General features: G+C 69.2%; 18 protein-coding genes and 2 pseudogenes. 7 read left to right on the top strand and 13 right to left on the bottom strand.

Features of this window, described 5'->3' with window-relative positions; all coding sequences use genetic code 11:
• Window positions 1-8 precede the first annotated feature (8 nt).
• From ABZV40_RS42890 to ABZV40_RS42855, 8 genes and pseudogenes are all read right to left on the bottom strand, one after another.
• Window positions 9-161: a hypothetical protein gene (locus tag ABZV40_RS42890; RefSeq protein WP_355455423.1), complete on the bottom strand. Its 153-nt coding sequence runs from the start codon at window positions 159-161 to the stop codon at window positions 9-11.
• A 13-nt stretch (window positions 162-174) separates the two neighbouring features.
• The gene (locus ABZV40_RS42885) at window positions 175-1,314 is read right to left on the bottom strand and encodes an acyl-CoA dehydrogenase family protein (protein WP_355455421.1); all 1,140 of its coding nucleotides are present in this window, start codon (window positions 1,312-1,314) and stop codon (window positions 175-177) included.
• Window positions 1,311-3,143 (bottom strand): biotin carboxylase N-terminal domain-containing protein, encoded by a 1,833-nt coding sequence (locus tag ABZV40_RS42880; RefSeq protein ID WP_355455419.1) that lies wholly within the window; start codon window positions 3,141-3,143, stop codon window positions 1,311-1,313. Before ABZV40_RS42880 ends, ABZV40_RS42885 begins: the two co-directional genes overlap by 4 nt.
• Before the next feature lie 8 nt (window positions 3,144-3,151).
• Window positions 3,152-4,702, bottom strand: a complete 1,551-nt coding sequence (locus tag ABZV40_RS42875) for an acyl-CoA carboxylase subunit beta (protein ID WP_355455417.1) — start codon at window positions 4,700-4,702, stop codon at window positions 3,152-3,154.
• Complete coding sequence (locus ABZV40_RS42870) at window positions 4,702-5,817, bottom strand: acyl-CoA dehydrogenase family protein (RefSeq protein ID WP_355455415.1); 1,116 nt, start codon at window positions 5,815-5,817, stop codon at window positions 4,702-4,704. The genes ABZV40_RS42875 and ABZV40_RS42870 overlap by 1 nt, the downstream gene beginning before the upstream one ends.
• Window positions 5,814-7,336, bottom strand: a pseudogene (locus tag ABZV40_RS42865) (acyclic terpene utilization AtuA family protein). The gene ABZV40_RS42870 and the pseudogene ABZV40_RS42865 overlap by 4 nt, the downstream one beginning before the upstream one ends.
• A complete protein-coding gene (locus ABZV40_RS42860) occupies window positions 7,333-8,064 on the bottom strand; it encodes a TIGR03084 family metal-binding protein (RefSeq protein WP_355455413.1) in 732 nt (243 codons plus the stop codon). The pseudogene ABZV40_RS42865 and the gene ABZV40_RS42860 overlap by 4 nt, the downstream one beginning before the upstream one ends.
• Complete coding sequence (locus ABZV40_RS42855; RefSeq protein ID WP_355455411.1) at window positions 8,061-8,642, bottom strand: TetR/AcrR family transcriptional regulator; 582 nt, start codon at window positions 8,640-8,642, stop codon at window positions 8,061-8,063. The genes ABZV40_RS42860 and ABZV40_RS42855 overlap by 4 nt, the downstream gene beginning before the upstream one ends.
• A 72-nt stretch (window positions 8,643-8,714) precedes the next feature.
• Between ABZV40_RS42855 and ABZV40_RS42850 the strand changes: the two genes are divergently transcribed.
• Together ABZV40_RS42850 and ABZV40_RS42845 are read left to right on the top strand one after the other, a co-directional pair.
• Window positions 8,715-9,446: a putative protein N(5)-glutamine methyltransferase gene (locus ABZV40_RS42850; protein WP_355455409.1), complete on the top strand. Its 732-nt coding sequence runs from the start codon at window positions 8,715-8,717 to the stop codon at window positions 9,444-9,446.
• A 19-nt stretch (window positions 9,447-9,465) separates the two neighbouring features.
• Window positions 9,466-9,810, top strand: coding sequence for a nuclear transport factor 2 family protein (locus ABZV40_RS42845; RefSeq protein WP_355455407.1), 345 nt, complete (start codon window positions 9,466-9,468; stop codon window positions 9,808-9,810).
• A gap of 157 nt (window positions 9,811-9,967) precedes the next feature.
• Here the strand turns inward: ABZV40_RS42845 and ABZV40_RS42840 are convergent, their stop codons facing one another.
• Complete coding sequence (locus ABZV40_RS42840) at window positions 9,968-11,944, bottom strand: intein-containing Rv2578c family radical SAM protein (RefSeq protein ID WP_355455405.1); 1,977 nt, start codon at window positions 11,942-11,944, stop codon at window positions 9,968-9,970.
• Between the two features lie 45 nt (window positions 11,945-11,989).
• Here ABZV40_RS42840 and pnuC point away from each other — a divergent pair, with 45 nt between their 5' ends.
• Genes pnuC through ABZV40_RS42825 form a run of 3 tightly spaced genes read left to right on the top strand, consistent with a single transcriptional unit; the run spans window position 11,990 to window position 14,965 of the window.
• Entirely contained in the window at window positions 11,990-12,550 is a 561-nt protein-coding gene (gene pnuC / locus ABZV40_RS42835; RefSeq protein WP_355455403.1) for a nicotinamide riboside transporter PnuC, read from the top strand.
• Window positions 12,547-13,608: an AAA family ATPase gene (locus ABZV40_RS42830; protein ID WP_355455401.1), complete on the top strand. Its 1,062-nt coding sequence runs from the start codon at window positions 12,547-12,549 to the stop codon at window positions 13,606-13,608. The genes pnuC and ABZV40_RS42830 overlap by 4 nt, the downstream gene beginning before the upstream one ends.
• Window positions 13,586-14,965: a YibE/F family protein gene (locus tag ABZV40_RS42825; protein WP_355455399.1), complete on the top strand. Its 1,380-nt coding sequence runs from the start codon at window positions 13,586-13,588 to the stop codon at window positions 14,963-14,965. Before ABZV40_RS42830 ends, ABZV40_RS42825 begins: the two co-directional genes overlap by 23 nt.
• Here the strand turns inward: ABZV40_RS42825 and ABZV40_RS42820 are convergent.
• Window positions 14,886-15,239: a DUF1304 domain-containing protein gene (locus tag ABZV40_RS42820; RefSeq protein ID WP_355455397.1), complete on the bottom strand. Its 354-nt coding sequence runs from the start codon at window positions 15,237-15,239 to the stop codon at window positions 14,886-14,888. The genes ABZV40_RS42825 and ABZV40_RS42820 overlap by 80 nt on opposite strands.
• Window positions 15,240-15,284: 45 nt before the next feature.
• Here ABZV40_RS42820 and ABZV40_RS42815 point away from each other — a divergent pair, with 45 nt between their 5' ends.
• Entirely contained in the window at window positions 15,285-16,121 is an 837-nt protein-coding gene (locus tag ABZV40_RS42815; RefSeq protein WP_355455395.1) for a fused MFS/spermidine synthase, read from the top strand.
• 94 nt (window positions 16,122-16,215) lie between these two features.
• Here ABZV40_RS42815 and ABZV40_RS42810 read toward each other — a convergent pair whose 3' ends face one another.
• From ABZV40_RS42810 to ABZV40_RS42800, 3 genes and pseudogenes are all read right to left on the bottom strand, one after another.
• A complete protein-coding gene (locus ABZV40_RS42810) occupies window positions 16,216-16,845 on the bottom strand; it encodes a hypothetical protein (RefSeq protein ID WP_355455393.1) in 630 nt (209 codons plus the stop codon).
• A gap of 86 nt (window positions 16,846-16,931) precedes the next feature.
• Window positions 16,932-18,191: pseudogene (gene hisS, locus ABZV40_RS42805) on the bottom strand (histidine--tRNA ligase); the annotation flags it as partial.
• A complete protein-coding gene (locus ABZV40_RS42800) occupies window positions 18,188-18,883 on the bottom strand; it encodes an MBL fold metallo-hydrolase (RefSeq protein WP_355455439.1) in 696 nt (231 codons plus the stop codon). The gene ABZV40_RS42800 and the pseudogene hisS, both read right to left, overlap by 4 nt.
• Window positions 18,884-18,997: 114 nt before the next feature.
• Here ABZV40_RS42800 and ABZV40_RS42795 point away from each other — a divergent pair, with 114 nt between their 5' ends.
• A complete protein-coding gene (locus ABZV40_RS42795) occupies window positions 18,998-19,852 on the top strand; it encodes a peptidylprolyl isomerase (protein ID WP_355455391.1) in 855 nt (284 codons plus the stop codon).
• Window positions 19,853-19,975 lie beyond the last annotated feature (123 nt).

Genomic DNA, 19,975 nt, shown 5'->3' with positions numbered 1-19,975 from the left:
AAGTACGGCTACGAGGTCGTCCAGTTCGAGGACCTGACGCTGCAGGAGACCGCGGTCCGCACCGGCGCGATCGACGCCGCATGAAGGCGCCCTTCATCGTTCACTCCTGCCGGGCCGTGGTAGGCGAGCCGGGTGCCGTCGTACGAGCGGAAAGTCCCCATGCCCCGCAGTGTGTCAGTAGGACCGGGGCAGCTTCAGCGAATTTTGCGCGACGAAGTTGAGCACCATTTCCCTGCTGACCGGTGCGATGCGGGACAGCCTGGACATGCCGAGCATCGCCGCCAGGCCGAACTCCGACGTCAGCCCGTTGCCGCCGTGGGTCTGCACGGCCTGGTCGACGGCCGCCGCGATGGCCTCACCCGCCGCGTACTTGGCCATGTTCGCGGCCTCACCGGCCTCCTTGTCGCGGCCGGAGTCGTAGAGCGCGGCCGCCTTCTGCGTCATCAGCCTGGCCAGCTCGATCTCGATGTGGATCTTCGCCAGCGGGTGCGCGAGGCCCTGGTGCGAGCCGATCGGGTGCTCCCACACCTGCCGCTGCCGGGCGTACGCGACGGCCTTGGCGATCGCGAGCCGCGCGGAACCGGTGGCCATGCTCGCGCCCATGATCCGTTCGGGGTTGAGGCCGGCGAACACCTGCTGCAGGCCCTGGTCCGGCGAGCCCACGACGGCGTCGGACGGCAGCCGGACGTCGTCGAAGAACAGCGTGAACTGCTTCTCCGGCACGACCAGGTCCATGTCGATCTGGTGCCAGGTGAAGCCTTCTGCGTCGGTCGGCACGACCACCAGGACCGGGCCGGTCTGCTGGATCGCGACCACGAGCACGGCGTCGACCTCGTCGATGCCGGAGATGAACGTCTTGGTGCCCTTGAGGACCCAGTCGTCGCCGTCGCGCCGGACGTGCGTCCTGAGCCGGTGCGAGTTGGAGCCCGCGTCCGGTTCGGTGATCGCGAACGCCATCTTCAGCGTGCCGTCCGCGAAACCGGGCAGCCACTTGGACTTCTGCTCCTCCGTGCCGAACCGCGCGATCACCGTGGCGCAGATAGCGGGCGAGACCACCATGAGCAGCAACGGACATCCCGCCGCCGCCAGTTCCTCGCACACCGCCGCGAGGTCACCGATGCCACCGCCACCGCCGCCGTACTCCTCGGGCACGGCCACGCCGAGGTAGCCGAGCTTGCCCGCTTCCTCCCACAGCTCGGTGGCCTTCTCCCCCGACCTGGCCTTGGCGAGGAAGTACTCGTTGCCGTACTTGGCACCCAGGTCGGCCACGGCCTTGCGGAGCGCGATCCGCTCTTCGGACTCGACGAAGCTCACTGTTCCTCCACTACGGCCAGGACGTCACCCGCGTTGACCTGCTGGGCTTTCTCGACGAGGAGTTCGGTGACGGTGCCCGCGTTGGTCGCGAGCACGCGGTGTTCCATCTTCATGGCTTCCAGCACCAGGAGCTCGGCCCCGGCCTCGACGACGTCACCCTGGGCCACGCTGACCCGCACGACCGTGCCGGGCATCGGGGCGACGGTCGCGCCGGGCGCGAGCCTGGTCTCCGGTTCTCCGAAGCGCGGCACGACCTTCAGCGACACCGAGCCGCGCGGTGAGTCGACCTCGACCAGATCGCCGTACCGGGCCACGTGGAACGGGGTGCGCACGCCGTCCAGCTCCAGGACGACCACGTCCGGAGTGGCCTGCTTCGGGTCGTACTCGACCTCGATCTCGTTGTCCCCGAAGAGGAACCTCGCCTTCGGCTGCTGCGACCGGACGTTGCGCCACCCGAGCGGCAGGTGCCCGACCTTGCGGGTGGCCGCCTGGGCGAGTGCCGCGGCGAGCGCAAACGGTTGCGGATCAACGGTCCGGGTGAACGCGTGCTCGCTCAGGAACCCGGTGTGCGTTTCGCCCTTGAGGAAGGCGTCGTGTTCGAGGACGTCCACGAGCAGCCGGCGGTTCGTGATCAGGCCGTGGATCTGCGCGCTTTCCAGCGCCGTCGCGAGCTTGCGGGCGGCGGCCCTGCGCGTCGGCGCGTGCGCGATCACCTTGGCCAGCATGGGGTCGTAGTGGACCGAGATCTCCGACCCGTCCTCCACGCCGCTGTCGAGCCGGACGTCGCCGGGCACGTGGAACCGGTGCAGCGTGCCGCTGGCCGGGCGCCAGTCGTGGTCGGGGTCCTCGGCGTAGAGGCGGACCTCGATGGCGTGCCCGTCCGGTTCCGGTGGTGCTGCCGGGAGTTCGGCACCCTCGGCGATCCTGAGCTGCCATTCGACCAGGTCGACGCCGTACACCAGTTCGGTGACCGGGTGCTCGACCTGCAGCCGGGTGTTGACCTCCAGGAAGTGGAAGTCCTCGCCCTTCAGCATGAACTCGACGGTGCCCGCGCCCACGTAGCCGATCGACTCGGCCGCCGCCGTCGCCGCCGCGAACAAGCGCTTGCGGATGTCGTCGGTGACCGCCGGGCTGGGCGACTCCTCGATGATCTTCTGGTGGCGGCGCTGGATCGAGCACTCGCGTTCGCCGAGCGCCCACACCGTGCCGTGTGCGTCCGCGAGGATCTGCACCTCGACGTGCCGGGCGTGCTCCAGCAACGGTTCGCAGAACACCGTCGGGTCGCCGAACGCCGACTCGGCCTCCCGGCGCGCGCTGGCCAGCGCGTCCGCGAACTCCTCGTGCTCGCGGACGATCCGCATGCCGCGGCCGCCGCCGCCCGCCGAGGCCTTGATCAGCACCGGGAACTCGGTGACGGTCTCCGGATCCAGTTCCGGCAGGGTGGGGACGCCGGCCGCCGCCATGCGCTTCTTCGCGGCGACCTTGGACCCCATGGCCTCGATGGCGTCCGGGGCGGGACCGACCCACGTCAGCCCGGCCGCGCCGACGGCACGCGCGAACTCCGCGTTCTCGCTGAGGAAGCCGTAACCGGGGTGCACGGCGTCCGCGCCCGCCCGCTTCGCCGCCTCGGCGATCAGGTCACCGCGCAGGTAGGTCTCGGCGGGCGACGCGCCGGGCAGGCTGACCGCGAAGTCGGCCTCCCGCACGTGCGGGGCGTTCGCGTCCGGGTCGGAGAAGACCGAGACCGTGCGGATGCCGAGTTTCCGGCACGTGCGGATGATCCGGCGGGCGATCTCACCGCGGTTGGCGATCAGCAGCGTCTTGATCACTGGGGTCATCACATCCGGAAGACGCCGAAGCCGTCGGCGCCCTTGATCGGTCCGCTGTGGACAGCGGAGAGGCACAGGCCGAGCACGGTCCTGGTGTCGCGAGGGTCGATCACGCCGTCGTCGTAGAGCTTGCCGGACAGGAACGGCGCCAGCGACTGCTCCTCGATCTGCGCCTCCACCATCCTGCGCATGGCGGCGTCGTGCTCCTCGTTGTACTCCTGCCCCTTGGCCGCGGCGGCCTGCCGTCCGACGATCGACAGCACGCCGGCGAGCTGGGCGGGACCCATCACGGCCGACTTGGCGTTCGGCCAGGTGAACAGGAACCGCGGGTCGTAGGCCCGGCCGCACATGCCGTAGTTGCCCGCGCCGTAGCTGGCGCCCATGGTGATCGTCAGGTGCGGCACCCGGCTGTTCGACACGGCGTTGATCATCATCGAGCCGTGCTTGATGATGCCACCCTGCTCGTACTGCGCGCCGACCATGTACCCGGTGGTGTTCTGCAGGAAGACCAGCGGCGTGTCGCTCTGGTTCGCCAACTGGATGAACTGGGTGGCCTTCTGCGACTCCTCGCTGAACAGCACGCCGCGCGCGTTGGCGAGGATGCCGACGGGATAGCCGTGGATCCTGGCCCACCCGGTGACGAGACTGTTGCCGTACAACGGTTTGAACTCGTCGAACTTCGACCCGTCGACGAGCCTCGCTACGACGTCGCGCGGGTCGAACGGCACGCGCTGGTCCTCGGAGACGATGTCCAGGATGCTGTCGGTGTCGAACAGCGGCTCTTCGACCTCGTACGGCTCCGGCCCCTGCTTGCGCCAGTTCAGCCGCGCCACCACCCGACGGGCCAGGCGGATCGCGTCGGTCTCGTCCTCCGCCACGAAGTCCGCGAGCCCGGACGCGGTGCCGTGCATGGTCGCGCCGCCGAGCGACTCGTCGTCCGCGTCCTCGCCGGTCGCCATCTTGACCAGCGGCGGGCCGCCCAGGAACACCTTCGAGCGGTCCTTGATCATGATCACGTGGTCGGACATGCCCGGCACGTACGCGCCACCGGCCGTGGCGTTGCCGAACACCGCCGTGATCGTCGGGATGCCCGCCGCGCTCAGCCGTGTGAGGTCGCGGAACGCCCGGCCGCCCGGGATGAAGATCTCGCTCTGCGTCGGCAGGTCCGCGCCACCCGACTCGACCAGGCTGATCAACGGCAGCCGGTTCTGCAACGCGATGTCGTTGGCCCGCAGCGACTTCCGCAGCGTGTACGGGTTGCTCGCGCCACCGCGGACAGTCGGGTCGTTCGCGACGATCACGCACTCGACGCCCTCGACCCGTCCGATACCGGTGACCACGCTGGCGCCGACCGGGAAGTCGGTGCCCCACGCGGCGAGCGGCGACAGCTCCAGGAACGGGCTGTCCTCGTCGATCAGCAACTCGACCCGTTCGCGCGCAAGGAGTTTGCCGCGCTTGTGGTGCCGTTCGACGTACTTCGGCCCACCTCCCGCAAGCGCTTTCGCGTGCTCGGCGTCCAGCTCCGCGATCTTCGCGAGCAGCGCCTCCCTGTTGCCCATCAGGCGAACCCCAATCGTCGTGCCGCGAGCTCGGTCATCACTTCGGTCGCCCCGCCCCCGATGCCGAGGATGCGGGCGTCCCGGTAGTGACGCTCCACTTCGGACTCCCGCATGTACCCCATGCCGCCGTGCAGCTGCACCGCCGCGTCCACCACTTCACCGCACGCCTGCACGGCCGCGTTCTTCGCGAAGCACACCTCGGTGATCACGTCCTCGCCCCGGGCGACCCGCGCCGCGACCTCCCGCGTGTACGTGCGCACGAGGTCGATCTTCTGCGCCATCTCGGCGAGCTTGTGCCCGACCACCTGCCGCTTGATCAGCGGCTTGCCGAACGTCTCCCGGTTCCGCGTCCACTCGACGGTCAGGTCCAGCGCACGCTGCGCCGTCGCGTACGCCTCGACGGCCATCGTGACCCGCTCGACCTGGAACTGCCGCATGATCTGCACGAACCCGGCGTTCTCCGCGCCCACGAGGTTGCGCGCCGGCACCCGCACGTCGTCGAAGTGCAGCTCAGCGGTGTCGCTGCAGTGCCAGCCCATCTTGTCGAGCTTGCGGCGCGTGAACCCGTCCTCGATCACCAGCAGCGAGATGCCCTGGTACCCCGGCTCACCGGTCCGCACCGCCGTCGTGACGAAGTCCGCGCGGCACCCCGAGGTGATGAACGTCTTGGTGCCGTTGACGACGTAGTGATCGCCTTGGTTGACCGCCCTGGTCCGGATGTTCGCGACGTCCGATCCGGCACCGGGTTCGGTGACCGCGAGGCTGCCGATCTTCTCGCCCCTGATGGCCGGCTTCGCGAACCGCTCGATCAGGTCCTCGTTCCCGCTCTGCCAGATGTGGGGGATCGCGATGCCGTGCGTGAACAGCGCCGCGATCAGCCCGCTCGACCCGCCCGCCTGGATGACCTCCTCGGTCAGCACGACCGAGTCGAGCAGGTCGCCGTCCTCGAACCCGATGGCCAGCAACCCGGCTTCCGCGGCCTTCTGGTGCAGCTCGCGCGGCACCTCGCCCTGGTTCTCCCAGTCGGCGATGTGCGGGACGATCTCCTTCCGCGTGAAGTCGCGGACGAGCTGACGGAGTTCCTTGCGCTCGTCGAACAGATCCTTGGTGATCACAGCAGCGCCTCCGGGATCTCGACTTCCCTGCCGCGCAACCACTCACCGAGGCCCTTGGCCTGCGGGTCGAACCGCGTGCTGCTCGCCACGCCGTCCCCCAGCAGCCCGTGCAGCACGAAGTTGAGCGCCTTCAGGTTGGGCAGCTCGTACCGGCTGACCTCGCCCGCCTCCGGCAGCAGCTCCTTGAGCTTCTCCGTCGTGAGGAAGCCGTTGAGCCACTCGTACGCTTCTTCGGTGCGCGTCCAGACGCCGAGGTTCGCGTCCCCGCCCTTGTCGCCGCTGCGCGCACCGACGATCGTTCCCAGCGGCCGCTTCACAACAACACCGCCTTCGCACTGACCTCGTCGCGGTTCACGTACGCCGCCCGGTACACCCCGAACGGCGTCCCGTCACCCGGCGGCGCCGTGACGTGGAAGCCGGGATAGCTCGCCAGCGCCAGCTCGACCGCCGCCCGGCCGAACCCCTTGGCCCGCTCGGGATCCGGCGTCTTGATCGTGACGTGCAGCAACGCGCTGGCCCGTTCCTCGGTGTCGGCGTCCGGGTGGTCGGTCCTGGCCAGCGTCCACGTCAGCCCTTCGGCACCGATGGCCTCTTCGAGCTGCCGCTTGACCAGCTCGGCCTTGGCGACGACGTCGAGGCCGGTCAGGACGAACGTGGTGGCGTTCCTGAAGCCGCCCAACGTGTTCAGGCACACCTTGAGCGTGTCCGGCGGCGGACTGCCTTTGGTGCCGCTGATCCTCACGCCCCTGGCGTGCTCTTCGAGCTCGATCGTGTCGAAGTGCGTGGTGACGTCCGGCCCGAGGTACTCCGGCGCCCCGATCTCGTACAACAGCTGCGCCGTGACGGTGTCGACCGTGACCGCTCCGCCCGTCCCGTCGTGCTTGGTGATCAGGCAGGACCCGTCCTCGTCGACCTCCGCGATCGGAAACCCCGGCCGGGTCGCGTCGATCTCGGTGAAGAACGAGTAGTTCCCGCCGGTGGCCTGCGTCCCGCACTCCAGCACGTGCCCCGCGACCGTGGCGCCCGCGAGCTTGTCCCAGTCGTCCCGCGCCCATCCGAAGTGCGCCGCGGCGGGGCCCACGACGAGGCTCGCGTCGGTCACGCGCCCGGTGACCACGACCTGCGCGCCCTGGTCGAGGCAGTCGGCGATCTCCCACGCGCCGAGGTAGGCGTTGGCGGTCAACGCCTCGGGGAACCGCGCCTTGAGGTCGTCGCCCGTGACGTAGCCGACCTTGGCGTCGAGCTTGCGCGCCAACCCTTCGGGATTCAGCCCGCCGGCGTTGACGACGATCTTGACGCCCTTGTCGAGCGCCAGCGCCAGGCAGTCCTCCATCTGCCGCAGGAACGTCTTGGCGTAGCCCAGACCCGAGTCCTTCATCCGGTCGCGCCCGAGGATGAGCATGGTCAGCTCGGCGAGGTAGTCGCCGGTCAGGACGTCGAGCTCACCGCCTTCCAACTGCTCCCGCACGGCGGACAGCCGATCGCCGTAGAAGCCGGAGGCGTTGCCGATCCTGATCACCGGCCACCTCCCGGCGGCCCGGCGAAGGCCTGCGCGATCGGAATCCACTCCTCCGCCACCGGCCCCACCGCCTCGATGGCCAGCTCCTTGCGGTTGCGCCGCTGCGTCACCAGCCACGCGAAGTCCAGCGCAGGCCCGGAAACCCGGTTCTCCGCACCCTCGGGCCCCCACGTCCACAGCTCGCCGCCGGGCCCGGTCAGCTCGACCCGAACCTCCGCCTCCGGCACCGCCAGCCCGTTGAGCAGGAAGGCGAATCCCATCGTCCGGACCCCGAGGTGGCACACGTGCCGGAGCCGCGAGGTCGGCTCCCGCACCACGCCGAGCGCGTCCGCGACGTCCTGCCCGTGCGCCCACGTCTCCATGAGCCGCGCGGTCGCCATCGACGCCGGGCTCATCGGCGGCCCGAACCACACGATCTTCCCCGAGGCGGTCGCGAGGTGTTCCCGCAGCACGGCACGGCCGTTGCGCCACAACGGCAACAGGTCCGGCAGCACCGCCGCCTCCGCGGCCGTGCGGTCCACGACGTCCGCGGTGAGCGGCTGCGCCTGGAACGCCTCGGGGTTGGTGATGGCGAGGATCGCGGCCTTGTCCGTCCACATGAGGTGGCCGATCTGGTGCCCGATCGTCCAGCCCTCGGCCGGCGTCGGCAAAGTCAGGTCGGCATCGGCGACAAGCGCGTCGAGCTCCTGCGACTCGGCGTCGAGATCGGCCAGCAGTTCGGTGATCACAGCTGCTCCTCCAGCATCTTCGCCCAGTACCGCACGACGTGTGCGCGGCGCTTGCCGTCGTCGGCCAGCTGGTTGGCCAGCGCCAGACCGCGGACCAGGTCCAGGGTCGCCTGCACGGCGTCCTTCACGCCCGGTTTCGTGTCGTCGACGTCCAGCAGCTCCAGCGCCAGCGCGTACACCTCGCGCCCCAGCCGCGCCTGCAGCTCCAGCACCTGCGAGCGCAGCTCCGGATCCGTGCGCGCCGCCACCCACAGCTCCAGCGCCGCGGTGAACAGGTCGCTCGCGTGGAAGTCCGCGATCAGCTCCACCACGGCATGCGTGCTCTTGTCCGCGATCTCCGCCCGCCGCTTGAGCACCTCGACGCTCTCCGCGCCCACGTGCTCCACGGCCGCCGCGACCAGCTCACCGCGGGTCCGGAAGTGGTGCAGCTGCGCGCCGCGCGACACGCCCGCCCGTTCGGCCACCTCGGTCGTCGTGGTGCCTGACCAGCCACGTTCCACCAGGCACTCGACCGTCGCCTCCATCAGCTTCCGCTTGGTCTCGCGCGTGCGGTCGGCCTGGCGCTGCCTCGTCTCCACGGCCCCGAGTGTTCCGGCCCACAAACAAACAGTCAAGCCTGCTTGTAAATGCCGCTGCTAGCGTCCGGCGCGATGAGCACAGTCGATCGACTCAGGGCCGCGGGCTGCGTGTTCGCCGAGGACGAAGCCGCCCTGCTCCACGAAGCCGCCACGTCCCCGCAACACCTCGAAGAGATGGTCACGCAACGGGTCCAGGGCCTGCCGCTCGAACACGTCGTCGGCTGGGCGGAGTTCTGCGGCCGTCGCATCACGGTCACCCAGGGGGTGTTCGTGCCGCGCCACCGCACCGAACTGCTGGTCGACCTGGCCGTCGAGCTGAAGCCCAGCCTCGCCGTCGACCTGTGCTGCGGCTCGGGCGCGATCGGCGCGGTGATCCAGCACAGGCTTCCCGACGCGACGGTCTACGCGGCCGACATCGACCCCGTGGCGGCCGAGTGCGCGCGCAAGAACCTCACGAACGTGTTCGAAGGCGACCTGTTCGACGCGCTGCCAACACACATAAAGGGCCACATCGACGTCGTGGTCGCCAACGTGCCGTACGTGCCCACCGACGACATCCAGTTCATGCCACCCGAAGCCCGCGACTTCGAGGCACGCATCGCGCTCGACGGCGGCACGGACGGCCTCGACATCCTCCGACGAGTGGCCGCCCAGGCCGCGGTCTGGCTCAGGCCCGGCGGCCACCTCATGAGCGAGACGAGCGAACGCCAGGCACCGGAAGCACTCGCCGCGTTCACCGCGGCCGGACTCGGCGCCAAGCTCGTGACCAGCGAAGACGCCGCGGCAGTGGTCGGCAGGACCTAAAGTCCGTACGATGTACGGTATGGCGTACGACGAGATCATGCGGTGGTTCGCGCGGTGGGACGAGCTCGCGGTGAAGGGCGACGTCGAGCAGATGGCCGACATGGCCCTGTTCCCCATCAACACGGTCACGGACGGTTCGGCCACGTCGTGGGACCGCGCGAGGTTCATCGAGGAAATGGGAGCCCAGCTCGGCGGGGACGTGCAGATGGAGTCCGTCAGGACCCCGCACTTCATCAACGACAACCTGGCCTTCGTGATCACCGACGGCACGATCAACGGGATGACCGTGCGCTACGGCGACCTGCTGGTGAAGGTCGGCGGCGAGTGGAAGTTCCAGACGATGGTCCAGGGCGGCTGGGCCTGACGGCAACACCGATCGCTCGAGGCCGTTCGCACTCTCATCACAGCCGGGCAGTTACGTGGATGAAGGGCGCCTTCATCCACACCAGGTGGAGGAAGGCGCCCTTCATCCACCTCACCAGGCACTGGGTTGCGAACACGACTTCCGGAGCTCGACCGGATCAAAGCAGGGTGAGCTGTTCCTGGTCCACGCGCGGCGCCGGCACACCCACCGGCAGGCTGCCGTCGGGCCACACGCCGTCGTCGTCGCCGGGCACACCGGTGACGGCGTCGGTGGCACGGCCGCGCGGTGCCAGGCCGTGCTTTTCGATCAACGGCACCACCCGCGCACGTAACCGGGCACGGTACCTCTTGTCCACATAGGACCCGGAACCGTACAGATACCGGTACGTCTCGACGAGATCCGGGTGTTCGCGCCGCAACCAGGCGGCGAACCACTCCCGCGCACCAGGACGCAGGTGCAGCGGCAGCACCGTCACCCCGGTCGCGCCGGCCGCCGCGATCTGCTCCAGCAGGAAGTCCAGCTGCTCCGCGGAATCCGTCAGCTCGGGCAGCACCGGAGCCACGAACACCCCGCACGGCAGACCGGCCTCCCGCACCTTGCGCACCAGCTCCAGCCGGGCCGCGGGCGTGGGAGTGCCCGGCTCCAGCGACTTGTGCAGATCGCGGTCCATCAACGCCAGCGAAACCCCGATGCCCACCGGCACGACCTCGGCCGCCGCGGTCAGCAACGGCAGGTCGCGGGCCAGCACCGTGCCCTTCGTCAGGATCGAGAAGGGCGTGCGGGAGGCGGTCAGGGCCTCGATGATCCCTGGCATCAAGGCGTACCGCCCCTCCGCCCGCTGGTACGGGTCGGTGTTGGTGCCCAGCGCGACGTGCTCCTGCTTCCACTTCGGCGACCGCAGCTGGCGCGACAGCACCTCCCCCGCGTTGACCTTGACGATCAGCTGGCTGTCGAAGTCGCGGCCGGCGTCGAGATCCAAATAGGAGTGTGTGCCGCGCGCGAAGCAGTTGTGCGACACCACTCCGTTGGCGATGAAGTCACCGGTGCCGGTCGTGATGTCGTACAGCGTCATCTCGTCCAGCGGTTCCACCGACACCACGCCCAACGGCTGCTGCGACTTGATCGCCACGCCGTCGATGTCGCGCTTGCGGGTGATCGCCGGGTCGACGGTGTGGAAGAACCGCAGGTTCTCCCGCAGGCCGCCGCGCAGGCGCACGACCCGGACGCCGCGCCGGCGGCGCAGCTCCTCGATCGCGAAGTCGAAGTGGAAGTGCTTCAACGCCAGGCAGATCGCCTCGACGACGGTCGCGTTGCGCGTCGACATCCGCAGGATGCTGCGTGAGCAGGTCCCCAAGTAGTCGAACGCACCGGCCAGGAAACCCTTGAGCCAGTCCGGGTTCGGGGCTATCTGCCAGTGCGCGAGCTCGCGCACTTGGTGCAGAAATCCCCTCCCCTCTCGCACACCGAAGTAGTCGAGGTACTCCTGTGTGCGGTCCATGGCCTCTATGTCGGCCAACGGAATGCGGAACTCGTTCTCGTCGTCGACCATGCCGCGCAGGTAGCCGCGGCGGTAGTCGTCGGTCACGTCGGGCTGCTCGACGAAAGCCCCCGTGCCCATCAGCTTGTTGCCGGTCGTGAGGTGCGGACGGCGGCCCGTGCCCGCGGTTTCGCCCGTCACGTGCTTCCAGCCGCGATCGGTCAGGAAGCGGTGATCACCGGACGCGACGACCGACGTGCCGTCCTCCAGCGTCAGCCGGTACGCGTGCTTGCGCGTCTCCCAGTGCGCCAGCACGGTGGTCAGCTTGTAGCGGCGGTAGTTGCCGACCAGCTCGGTGCCGTAGATCTCGTCGCCGACCCGCAACTGGGACAACGGTTTGGTGCGCCCGTTGCCCATCAGGACCGGGGTGTCACCGGCCAGGCAGTAGGTGCAGGCGTGTGAGCACCCCCGGTACGGGTTCACCGTCCACGAGAAGGGCAGCGACGACCCCGGCACTCCGTTGAGCACGGATTTGGCGCGGACCTCGTGGAACACCACGTCCGCGAACTCAGGAGTTCGTACGCTGCGCACCAGTCCCGGTAGCCCCGGTAGTGCCTGCTGCGGCTCTGCCTCGAGTTTCTGTCCGTCCCATCGCACATCATCGATTCGAACACATGTTCGAACATCGGTCAAGGAGAGCGCGTGTCACCCGTTGAGGTAGCAGGCTTCATCACCGGCGCACTGTGTGTATGGCTCGTCGCCCGCCAGAACCCCTGGAACTGGCCCATCGGCATCGCCAACAACATCGCGTTCCTCGTGCTGTTCTGGACCAGCGGCCTGTACGCGGACTCCGGCCTGCAAGTCGTCTACATCGCGTTGGCGGTCTACGGCTGGTGGGCGTGGTTGCGCGGCGGTGACCAGCACAGCGTCCTGCACGTCACCCGCACGACGTCCCAGCAGTGGACCTGGCTCGCGGTCGCCGGCGTGCTCGGAACCGGCCTGCTGCACTGGATCCTGATGTCGTTCACGCAGTCGACCGTGCCGTTCTGGGACTCGGTCACGACGGTGCTCTCACTGCTCGCCACGTGGGGCCAGGCGCGCAAGAAGGTCGAGTCGTGGTGGCTGTGGATCGCCGCGGACGTGATCTACGTGCCGCTCTACGCGTACAAGGACCTCTATCTGACAGCGGTGTTGTACGTGGGGTTCATGGTGCTGTGCGTGATCGGGCTGCGGTCGTGGAGCAAGGACGTGGTGCGCGTATGAAGGAGTTCGGCCACGCGCTGGTGCTCGGCAAGTTCTACCCACCGCACAACGGCCATCATCACCTGATCGAGACCGCGGCGGCCCGCAGCGAACGCACGACCGTCACCGTGCTCGCGGCGTCGACGGAGACCATCCCGCTCGACGACCGCGTGCGCTGGCTGACCGAGACGCACCGCGCGACCCCCGGCGTGCGGATCATCGGCGACCTCGACGACCACCCGATGGACTTCGACTCCGACGAGGTCTGGAGCCTGCACGTCGAACTGGCGAAGGCGGTGCTCGCCCGGCGCGCCATCGCCGACGGAGATCCCGCGCAGGCACCTGTGGACGTCGTGTTCTCCAGCGAGAAGTACGGCGACGAACTGGCCGGACGGCTGGGCGCGCGGCACGTGCTCGTCGACCTGGACCGCGTCACGCACGCCGTTTCCGGCACCGCTGTCCGGAACGACCCGTTCGCGAACTGGCACCACCTCGCGCCCGCGACGCAGCGCGGACTCGGGTGGAAGGTCGTGGTCCTCGGCGCCGAGAGCACCGGTACGACGACGCTCTCGAAGCAGCTCGCCGACCACTTCGCCGCACCGTGGATCCCCGAGTACGGCCGCGAACACACCGAGCACAAGCTGCGCGCCGCACGGGCGTTCCGCGCGGACGCCGCGGTGGACAGTCTGGTGTGGACGCTCGGTGACTTCGAAGACGTTGCCCGCGAACAGGAACGCCGCATCCAGGCCGAGACCGCACCGCTGGTCGTGGCGGACAACGACGCGTTCGCCGCGACCGTCTGGGGCGAGCGCTACCTAGGTTTCCGCCCGAACGTCTTCCAGGGCACCGAACCGGACCTGTACCTGCTGACCGACCACGTCGGCGTTCCGTTCGAACAGGACGGCTGGCGTGACGGCGAGCACCTGCGGGAGTGGATGACCGGACTGTTCGAACGCGAGCTCGCGCGGCGCGGGGTGCCGTGGCGGAAACTCACGGACGACAGGTTCACCACAGCCGTCACTGCCGTCGAACAGCTCATGGGGCAGGATGTCTCGCGTGGGTCACGGTCACGGGCATAGCCACGCGCAGCCAGCAGAACCCGCCTCGCAACGCGTCCGCACGTTGCTGATGTGGCTGCTGGTGCCGTTGGCGCTGGCCACGATCGTCGGCGCGGTGCTGCTCTACCCGTTCGGGCACGAGCAGAAGACCGGCGCCGCGGTCGGGCTGCACCAGAAACCGGTCAACGCGGTCGTCACCGGCATGCAGGAGAACTGCGGCGAGAAGTGCATCGCCGTGACCGTGCGCATGACCAGCGGCGACGCCAACGGGCAGACCATCACGATCCCGACCGCGCACGGCCCGGGCGCCCCGCACTTCCAGATCGGCGACGAGGTGGTGCTGTCCTATTCGGGCAGCCAGCCGCAGGCCGCCGAGTCGTACCAGATCGTCGACTTCCAGCGCGGGTGGTCGCTCGTCGTGCTGGCCCTGCTCTTCACGGCGGCGGTGCTCCTGCTCGGACGGTGGCAGGGCCTCGCGGCGCTCGGCGCGTTGCTGCTGAGCTTCGTGGTGCTGGTGCTGTTCGTGATGCCGTCGATCCTGGCCGGCGAGAGCCCGCTGCTCGTGGCGGTCGTCGGCGCCGGACTGATCATGTTCGGGGTGCTCTACCTGACGCACGGCGTGTCCGCGAGAACGTCCACGGCGGTGCTCGGCACGCTGGTCAGCCTCGCGTTGATCGGCGTGCTGGGCGCGTTGTTCTCGGTGGTGTCGAAGCTGACCGGGCTCGACGAGGACACGATCAACCTCGTCACCGTGCTCGGCACCGACATCGATACGCGCGGGCTGCTGCTGGCGGGCACGCTCATCGGCGCGCTGGGCGTGCTCGACGACGTGACCGTGACGCAGACCAGCGCGGTGTGGGAGCTGCGGCGGGCCAACGAGAAGCTGACGTGGCGCGAGCTGTTCGCCGCGGGGTCGCGGATCGGGCGCGACCACATGTCGTCGGTGGTCAACACGCTCGTGATGGCCTACGCGGGTGCGGCGCTGCCGTTGCTGCTCGCGATCTCGCTGGCGGGCCGGTCGCTGGGCGAGATCCTGAGCGCGCAGCAGATCGCCCAGGAGATCGTCCGCACGCTGGTCGGCAGCATCGGCCTGGTGGCGGCGGTGCCGGTGACCACCGCCTTGGCCGCGCTCGTCGCGGTGCGCCAAGAGGTCGCCCCCGCCGAACCGAAACCCGGGCCGGAGCCCGAGAAGCCCGCCGCGAAAGCCAAAGCGAAGCCCGTGGCCAAGCCGCGGCGGAACCGGATCGAGGGCGACCTCTTCATCGGCTACGACCCCGACAAGGGGCCGTGGGAACGTCCTAGTGCGCGAGCAGCACGAACAGCAGCGCCAGCGCGCCAGGCACCACCTGCACGAAGAAGATCTTCCGGCTCGCCGTGAACGTGCCGTAGACGCCCGCGACGATCACGAACACCGTGAACAGCACGGCCGCGCCGAAGTCCTGCCGGATCAGCGCGTAGATCAGACCGGCCGCGAGGAAACCGTTGTAGAGGCCCTGGTTCCCGGCGAGCGTCTTGGTCTCCTGCGCGAACTCGGGGGTCAGGTCGAACGCCTTCTGGCCACGCGGTGTCGTCCAGAGGAACATCTCCAGCACCACGATGTAGAGGTGAATCAACGCCACCAAGGCGATGAGGATGTTGGCGATAACCTGCACTTGGGTCCTCCTCTGGACTGACACGTCCGGTGAGACAATAGAGCAGTGGGAAGACAACGGCCCGACACAGAGGCGATCACCGAGTCGATCGACTCCGGCGTCGCCGAGCTCGTCCCGGACCTGGGTGGACGGAACTCGTGGACGTTGCGGGTCAACGGAACCCCACAGTCGCATGTGGACCTCGACGACCCGACCTACCTGGAGTTCGAGTACGTCCGGCGGCTGGGTCACATCGTCGATCTCACCGCGCCTTCGCGGGTGCTCCACCTGGGTGGTGGTGCTCTCACGCTGGCGCGCTACGTGGCGGACCTGCTGCCCCGGTCGTCTCAGCAGGTGGCCGAGATCGACGCGGGCCTGATCGCGTTCATCCGCCGCGAGCTCCCGCCGCCGCCACGGGTGAAGATCACCACCGGGGACGCCCGCGCCGTGCTCGCCCGCAGCCGTCCGGCGTCGTTCGACCTGATCGTCACGGACTGCTTCGCCGGTGCCCGCACGCCCGCGCACCTGACGTCGGTCGAGTACGTCCGGCAGGCGTCCGCCGCGCTGGTCGAGGACGGGGTCTACGCGGCGAACATCGGCGACGGCAACGGACTGCAGTTCGCGCGGGCCCAGTGCGCGACCGTCCGCGCCGTGTTCGAGCACGTCTGCGTGCTGGCCGAGCCCGGCGTGTTCCGGGGCCGCCGGTTCGGCAACTTCGTGATCTTCGGCTCGCACACCGGGTTGCCGATGCAGCAGCTGACCCGTGCCACGGCCGGTGACCCGTTCCCCGGCCGCGTCGAGCACGGCACGGGCCTGACGAAGTTCATCGGTGGCGCACCCGTCACCACCGACGCGACCGCCACCCTCTCCCCCGCGCCACCTTCGGGCCTCTGGGGCACCTAGCCCCGCCCGGTCGTCCTCGATGAACGGCGCATTTGTCCACGTGAGGTGGACGAATGCGCCGTTCATCGAGCACCCGGCTGGCCGGGGTGGGGCGTCAGTCGAGCGAGGTCACGAACTTGGAGACGGCGTCCGGATGGAGTTTTTGGGCCATCCGGCCCGCCGGCGCCAGCGAGCCCAGCCGGTACAGCGGGCGTTCCGGGGCGGCGAGCCCGCGCGCCTCGGCCCGCAGCTGGGCGACGAGCAGCTCCGAGAACACCAGCCCCGGCGTGTCGCCACGGGCCGCCAAAGTGTCGGCCAACCGGCGCAGCTGGTAGATGCCCATCTCCCGGCCACCGACACCCGAGTACATCGACAGCGCGATGTTGATCGCCCTCTTGCCGCCGCGCACGAACAGGCCGACGGTCCGGGCGCCGCGCATGTCCGTGACCAGCAGGTCCAGCGAGTCTGCGGTGGCCAGGTCGACGGTGCGCGTACCGAACGCCCGCACGTGCACCGCAGTGCCTTCGAGCCACACCGTGCGGCGGGCCTCGGACAGCGCGAGCAGCACGACCGGCAGCGACACGATCAGGAACGCGATGATGCCGGCCCAGCGGCCGCCGATGAACCCGACGATCGCGCCGAAGGCGAGGGCGACCATCAGGCCGCCGATCGCCACCATGCGCGCACGTTTGCGGACCGTCTCCTTGTCCAGCAGATCGAGAACGAGCTTGTCGTCGGAGCTCACGGCTGCTCTCGCACCGCCTCGGCGCCGAGGTCCGACGCCAGCGCCTCGGCCCCACCGGGCACCCCGGCCACCACGTCGGCGGCTGCCGGGTCCAGCGCGGTGAGCACCGCGCCGACCGCGTCCGCCAGCGCCACGGACACCTGCTCGCCGGTGGCCAGCGTCTTCAGCCCGATCAGACCGGCCTCCAGGTCGCGCTCACCGAGCACCAGCGCCAACCGGGCACCGGACTTGTCGGCGACCTTGAAGCCCGCCTTCATCGACTTGCCGCCGTAGACGAGGTCGGTTCGCACGCCGGCCACGCGCAGCTCGCCCGCGATCGCCACCAGCCGGGCCCGCGCGGCCTCGCCCAGCGGCACGCCGATCACGTCGACCCGGCTGAACTCCGGCAGCACGCCCTCGGCCTGCGCGGCGAGCAGCGCCCGGTCCACGCCCAGGCCGAAGCCGACACCGGAGAGCTCCTGGCCGCCGAGCTGCGCCATCAGGCCGTCGTACCGGCCACCGCCGCCGATGCCCGACTGCGCGCCGAGCCCGTCGTGGACGAACTCGAACGTCGTCTTCGTGTAGTAGTCGAGACCGCGGACCATGCGCGGGTTCTCGACGAACTTCACGCCCAGCTCGGTCAGGTACCCCTTGACGAGCTCGTAGTGCTCACGGCACGCGTCGCACAGGTGGTCGACCATCAACGGCGCGTCGGCGACCATCGCGCGCACCTCGGGCCGCTTGTCGTCGAGCACCCGCAACGGGTTCAGCTCAGCGCGCTGGCGGGTCGCCTCGTCCAGCGGCAGCTTCGCCAGGAACTCCTGCAGCAACCCCCGGTACGCCGGACGGCAGTTCGAGTCGCCCAGCGAGGTGATCTCCAGCCGGTACCCGGTCAGCCCGAGCGCGCGGAACCCGGCGTCACCGACCGCGATGACCTCGGCGTCGAGCGCCGGGTCGTCCACGCCGACGGCCTCGATGCCGACCTGGTGGAACTGCCGGTACCGACCGGCCTGCGGGGCTTCGGCGCGGAAGAACTGGCCCGCGTAGTAGAGCTTCACCGGCAGCTGGCCGCGGTCGAGGCTGTGCTCGATCACGGCCCGCATCACGCCCGCCGTGCCCTCGGGGCGCAGCGTGATGGAGCGGTCGCCGCGGTCGAGGAAGGTGTACATCTCCTTCGACACGACGTCGGTCGACTCGCCGACACCGCGCGCGAACAGCGCCGTGTCCTCGAAGACCGGCAGCTCGACGTAGCCGTAGCCGGCGAGCTCGGCGGCACGGGTCAGCGTCGACCGGACGTGCAGGAACGCGGCGGACGTCGGCGGGATGTAGTCGGGAACGCCTTTGGGTGCGGAAAACACGTCTCTCAGAGTCCTCGGTGCGGGGCAGCTGGTGCGTCCTGCAGCTGGAGCAGGTAGGGGTTCGTCGCACGCTCGCGGCCGATGGTCGTCGTCGGGCCGTGGCCGGGCAGCACCACCGTGTCGTCGGGCAAGGTCAGGACCTTGTTCTGCAGAGACGACAGCATGCGCGAGTGGTCACCGCCAGGCAGGTCGGTGCGTCCGATGGAACCGGCGAAGAGCGTGTCACCCGAGATCACCAGGCGACCCCCTTCCTGCACGCCGGAGCGGAACATCACCGACCCGCCGGTATGGCCCGGCGTGTGGTCGACGGTGATCTTCAACCCGGCGAGGTCGAGGTCGGTGCCGTCCTTCAACTCCCGGACCTCGCTCGGCTCGCGCATCTCCAGGTTGCCGCCGAAGAACGCGGCCGACTCGCGGCTGATGCCCTTGAGCGGGTCGGCGAGCATCTCGACGTCGTCCGGGTGGATGTACGCGGGGATGTCGTTGCCGTCGCAGACCGGCGTGACGGAGAAGGTGTGGTCGAAGTGCCCGTGCGTGAGCAGCACCGCGACCGGCGCGAGCCGGTGCTTGCGCCGGGCCTGCTCGATCGGCTCGACCGCGTCCTGACCGGGATCGATGATCACGCAGGGCTCGCCCTCACCGGCCGCCAGGACGAAGCAGTTCGCCTGGAGCGCACCAGTGGGGAACCCGATGACGAGCACGAAAACTACCTCCCTGGTCATGCCTAGCCTAACCACCACACAAAGCTCATATGCGCAGGCCCTAGACTCCCGAGCCGTCCGCCCTTTTCGCATGAGTCCCTGGGGAGGGAGCACGTGCCCACCAACGAGCAGCGACGCGCGGCAGCCAAGCGCAAGCTTGAGCGTCAGATGGTCTACCGCCAGGCGCGGGCCAAGAAGCGTCGTATCATCGCCGTCGTCTCGACGGTCGTCGTTGTTGCGCTCGTCGGAGGTGGTGTGTGGTGGCTCGCGACCCACGACTTCGGCAACGGTGACGCCGCCGCCTCGGAGACACCCAAGCAGGAGTCGGTGGACAAGGCGGAGAACATCCCCACCGCGATGCACCAGATCCCGAAGCGGCCGCAGCCGCTGCCGGCCAAGGTGAACTGTGAGTACACCAAGGGCCAGGAGCCGGCGGCGAAGGAGAACACCCCGCCCGCGAACGGCGAGCAGCCCACGACCGGCACGGTCGGCGTCACGCTCGGCACCTCGATCGGCGACCTGAAGTTCAACCTCGACCGGTCGCTGGCCCCCTGCACGGTGAACAACTTCATCAACCTGGCGAAGCAGAAGTACTTCGACAACACCACGTGCCACCGCCTCGTGGTGACCGGCATCCAGGTCCTGCAGTGCGGCGACCCCGGCGGCAACGGCATGGGCGGCCCCGGCTACTCGTTCAAGGACGAGGTCTACCCGGAGCTCACCTACGGCCGCGGCGTGCTCGCCATGGCGAACTCGGGTCCGGACACCAACGGTTCGCAGTTCTTCATCGTCTACGGCGACGGCTCGAACCTGCAGCCGAAGTACAACGTCTTCGGCACGGTCGACGAGGAGTCGCTGAAGAAGATCGACGAGGTCGCCAAGACCGGCACGGTCTCGCAGACGCCGGGCCAGGGCGACGGCAAGCCCAAGACCCCGGTCGACATCAAGTCGGCGCTGGTCGCCAACTAACTCTTCACACGATGAACGGCGCTTTTGTCCACCTGAGGTGGACAAAAGCGCCGTTCATCATTTGCCAGGTGGATTACGAGGCTGTGGTCACGCGGTATACGTCGTAGACGCCGTCCAAGCAGC

The organism is Lentzea sp. NPDC004782, from assembly GCF_040609115.1.
GTDB lineage: Bacteria > Actinomycetota > Actinomycetes > Mycobacteriales > Pseudonocardiaceae > Lentzea.
The sequence above is the reverse complement of the archived record's forward strand: the minus strand, read 5'-3'. Positions and strand labels throughout refer to the sequence as shown.

What these genes read in the sequence shown, in the direction of transcription:
- ABZV40_RS42890 (WP_355455423.1), bottom strand. Translation starts at nt 161, where the DNA reads ATGGGGACTTTCCGCTCGTACGACGGCACCCGGCTCGCCTACCACGGC.
- ABZV40_RS42875 (WP_355455417.1), bottom strand. Translation starts at nt 4,702, where the DNA reads ATGGGCAACAGGGAGGCGCTGCTCGCGAAGATCGCGGAGCTGGACGCC.
- ABZV40_RS42850 (WP_355455409.1), top strand. Translation starts at nt 8,715, where the DNA reads ATGAGCACAGTCGATCGACTCAGGGCCGCGGGCTGCGTGTTCGCCGAG.
- ABZV40_RS42845 (WP_355455407.1), top strand. Translation starts at nt 9,466, where the DNA reads ATGGCGTACGACGAGATCATGCGGTGGTTCGCGCGGTGGGACGAGCTC.
- ABZV40_RS42830 (WP_355455401.1), top strand. Translation starts at nt 12,547, where the DNA reads ATGAAGGAGTTCGGCCACGCGCTGGTGCTCGGCAAGTTCTACCCACCG.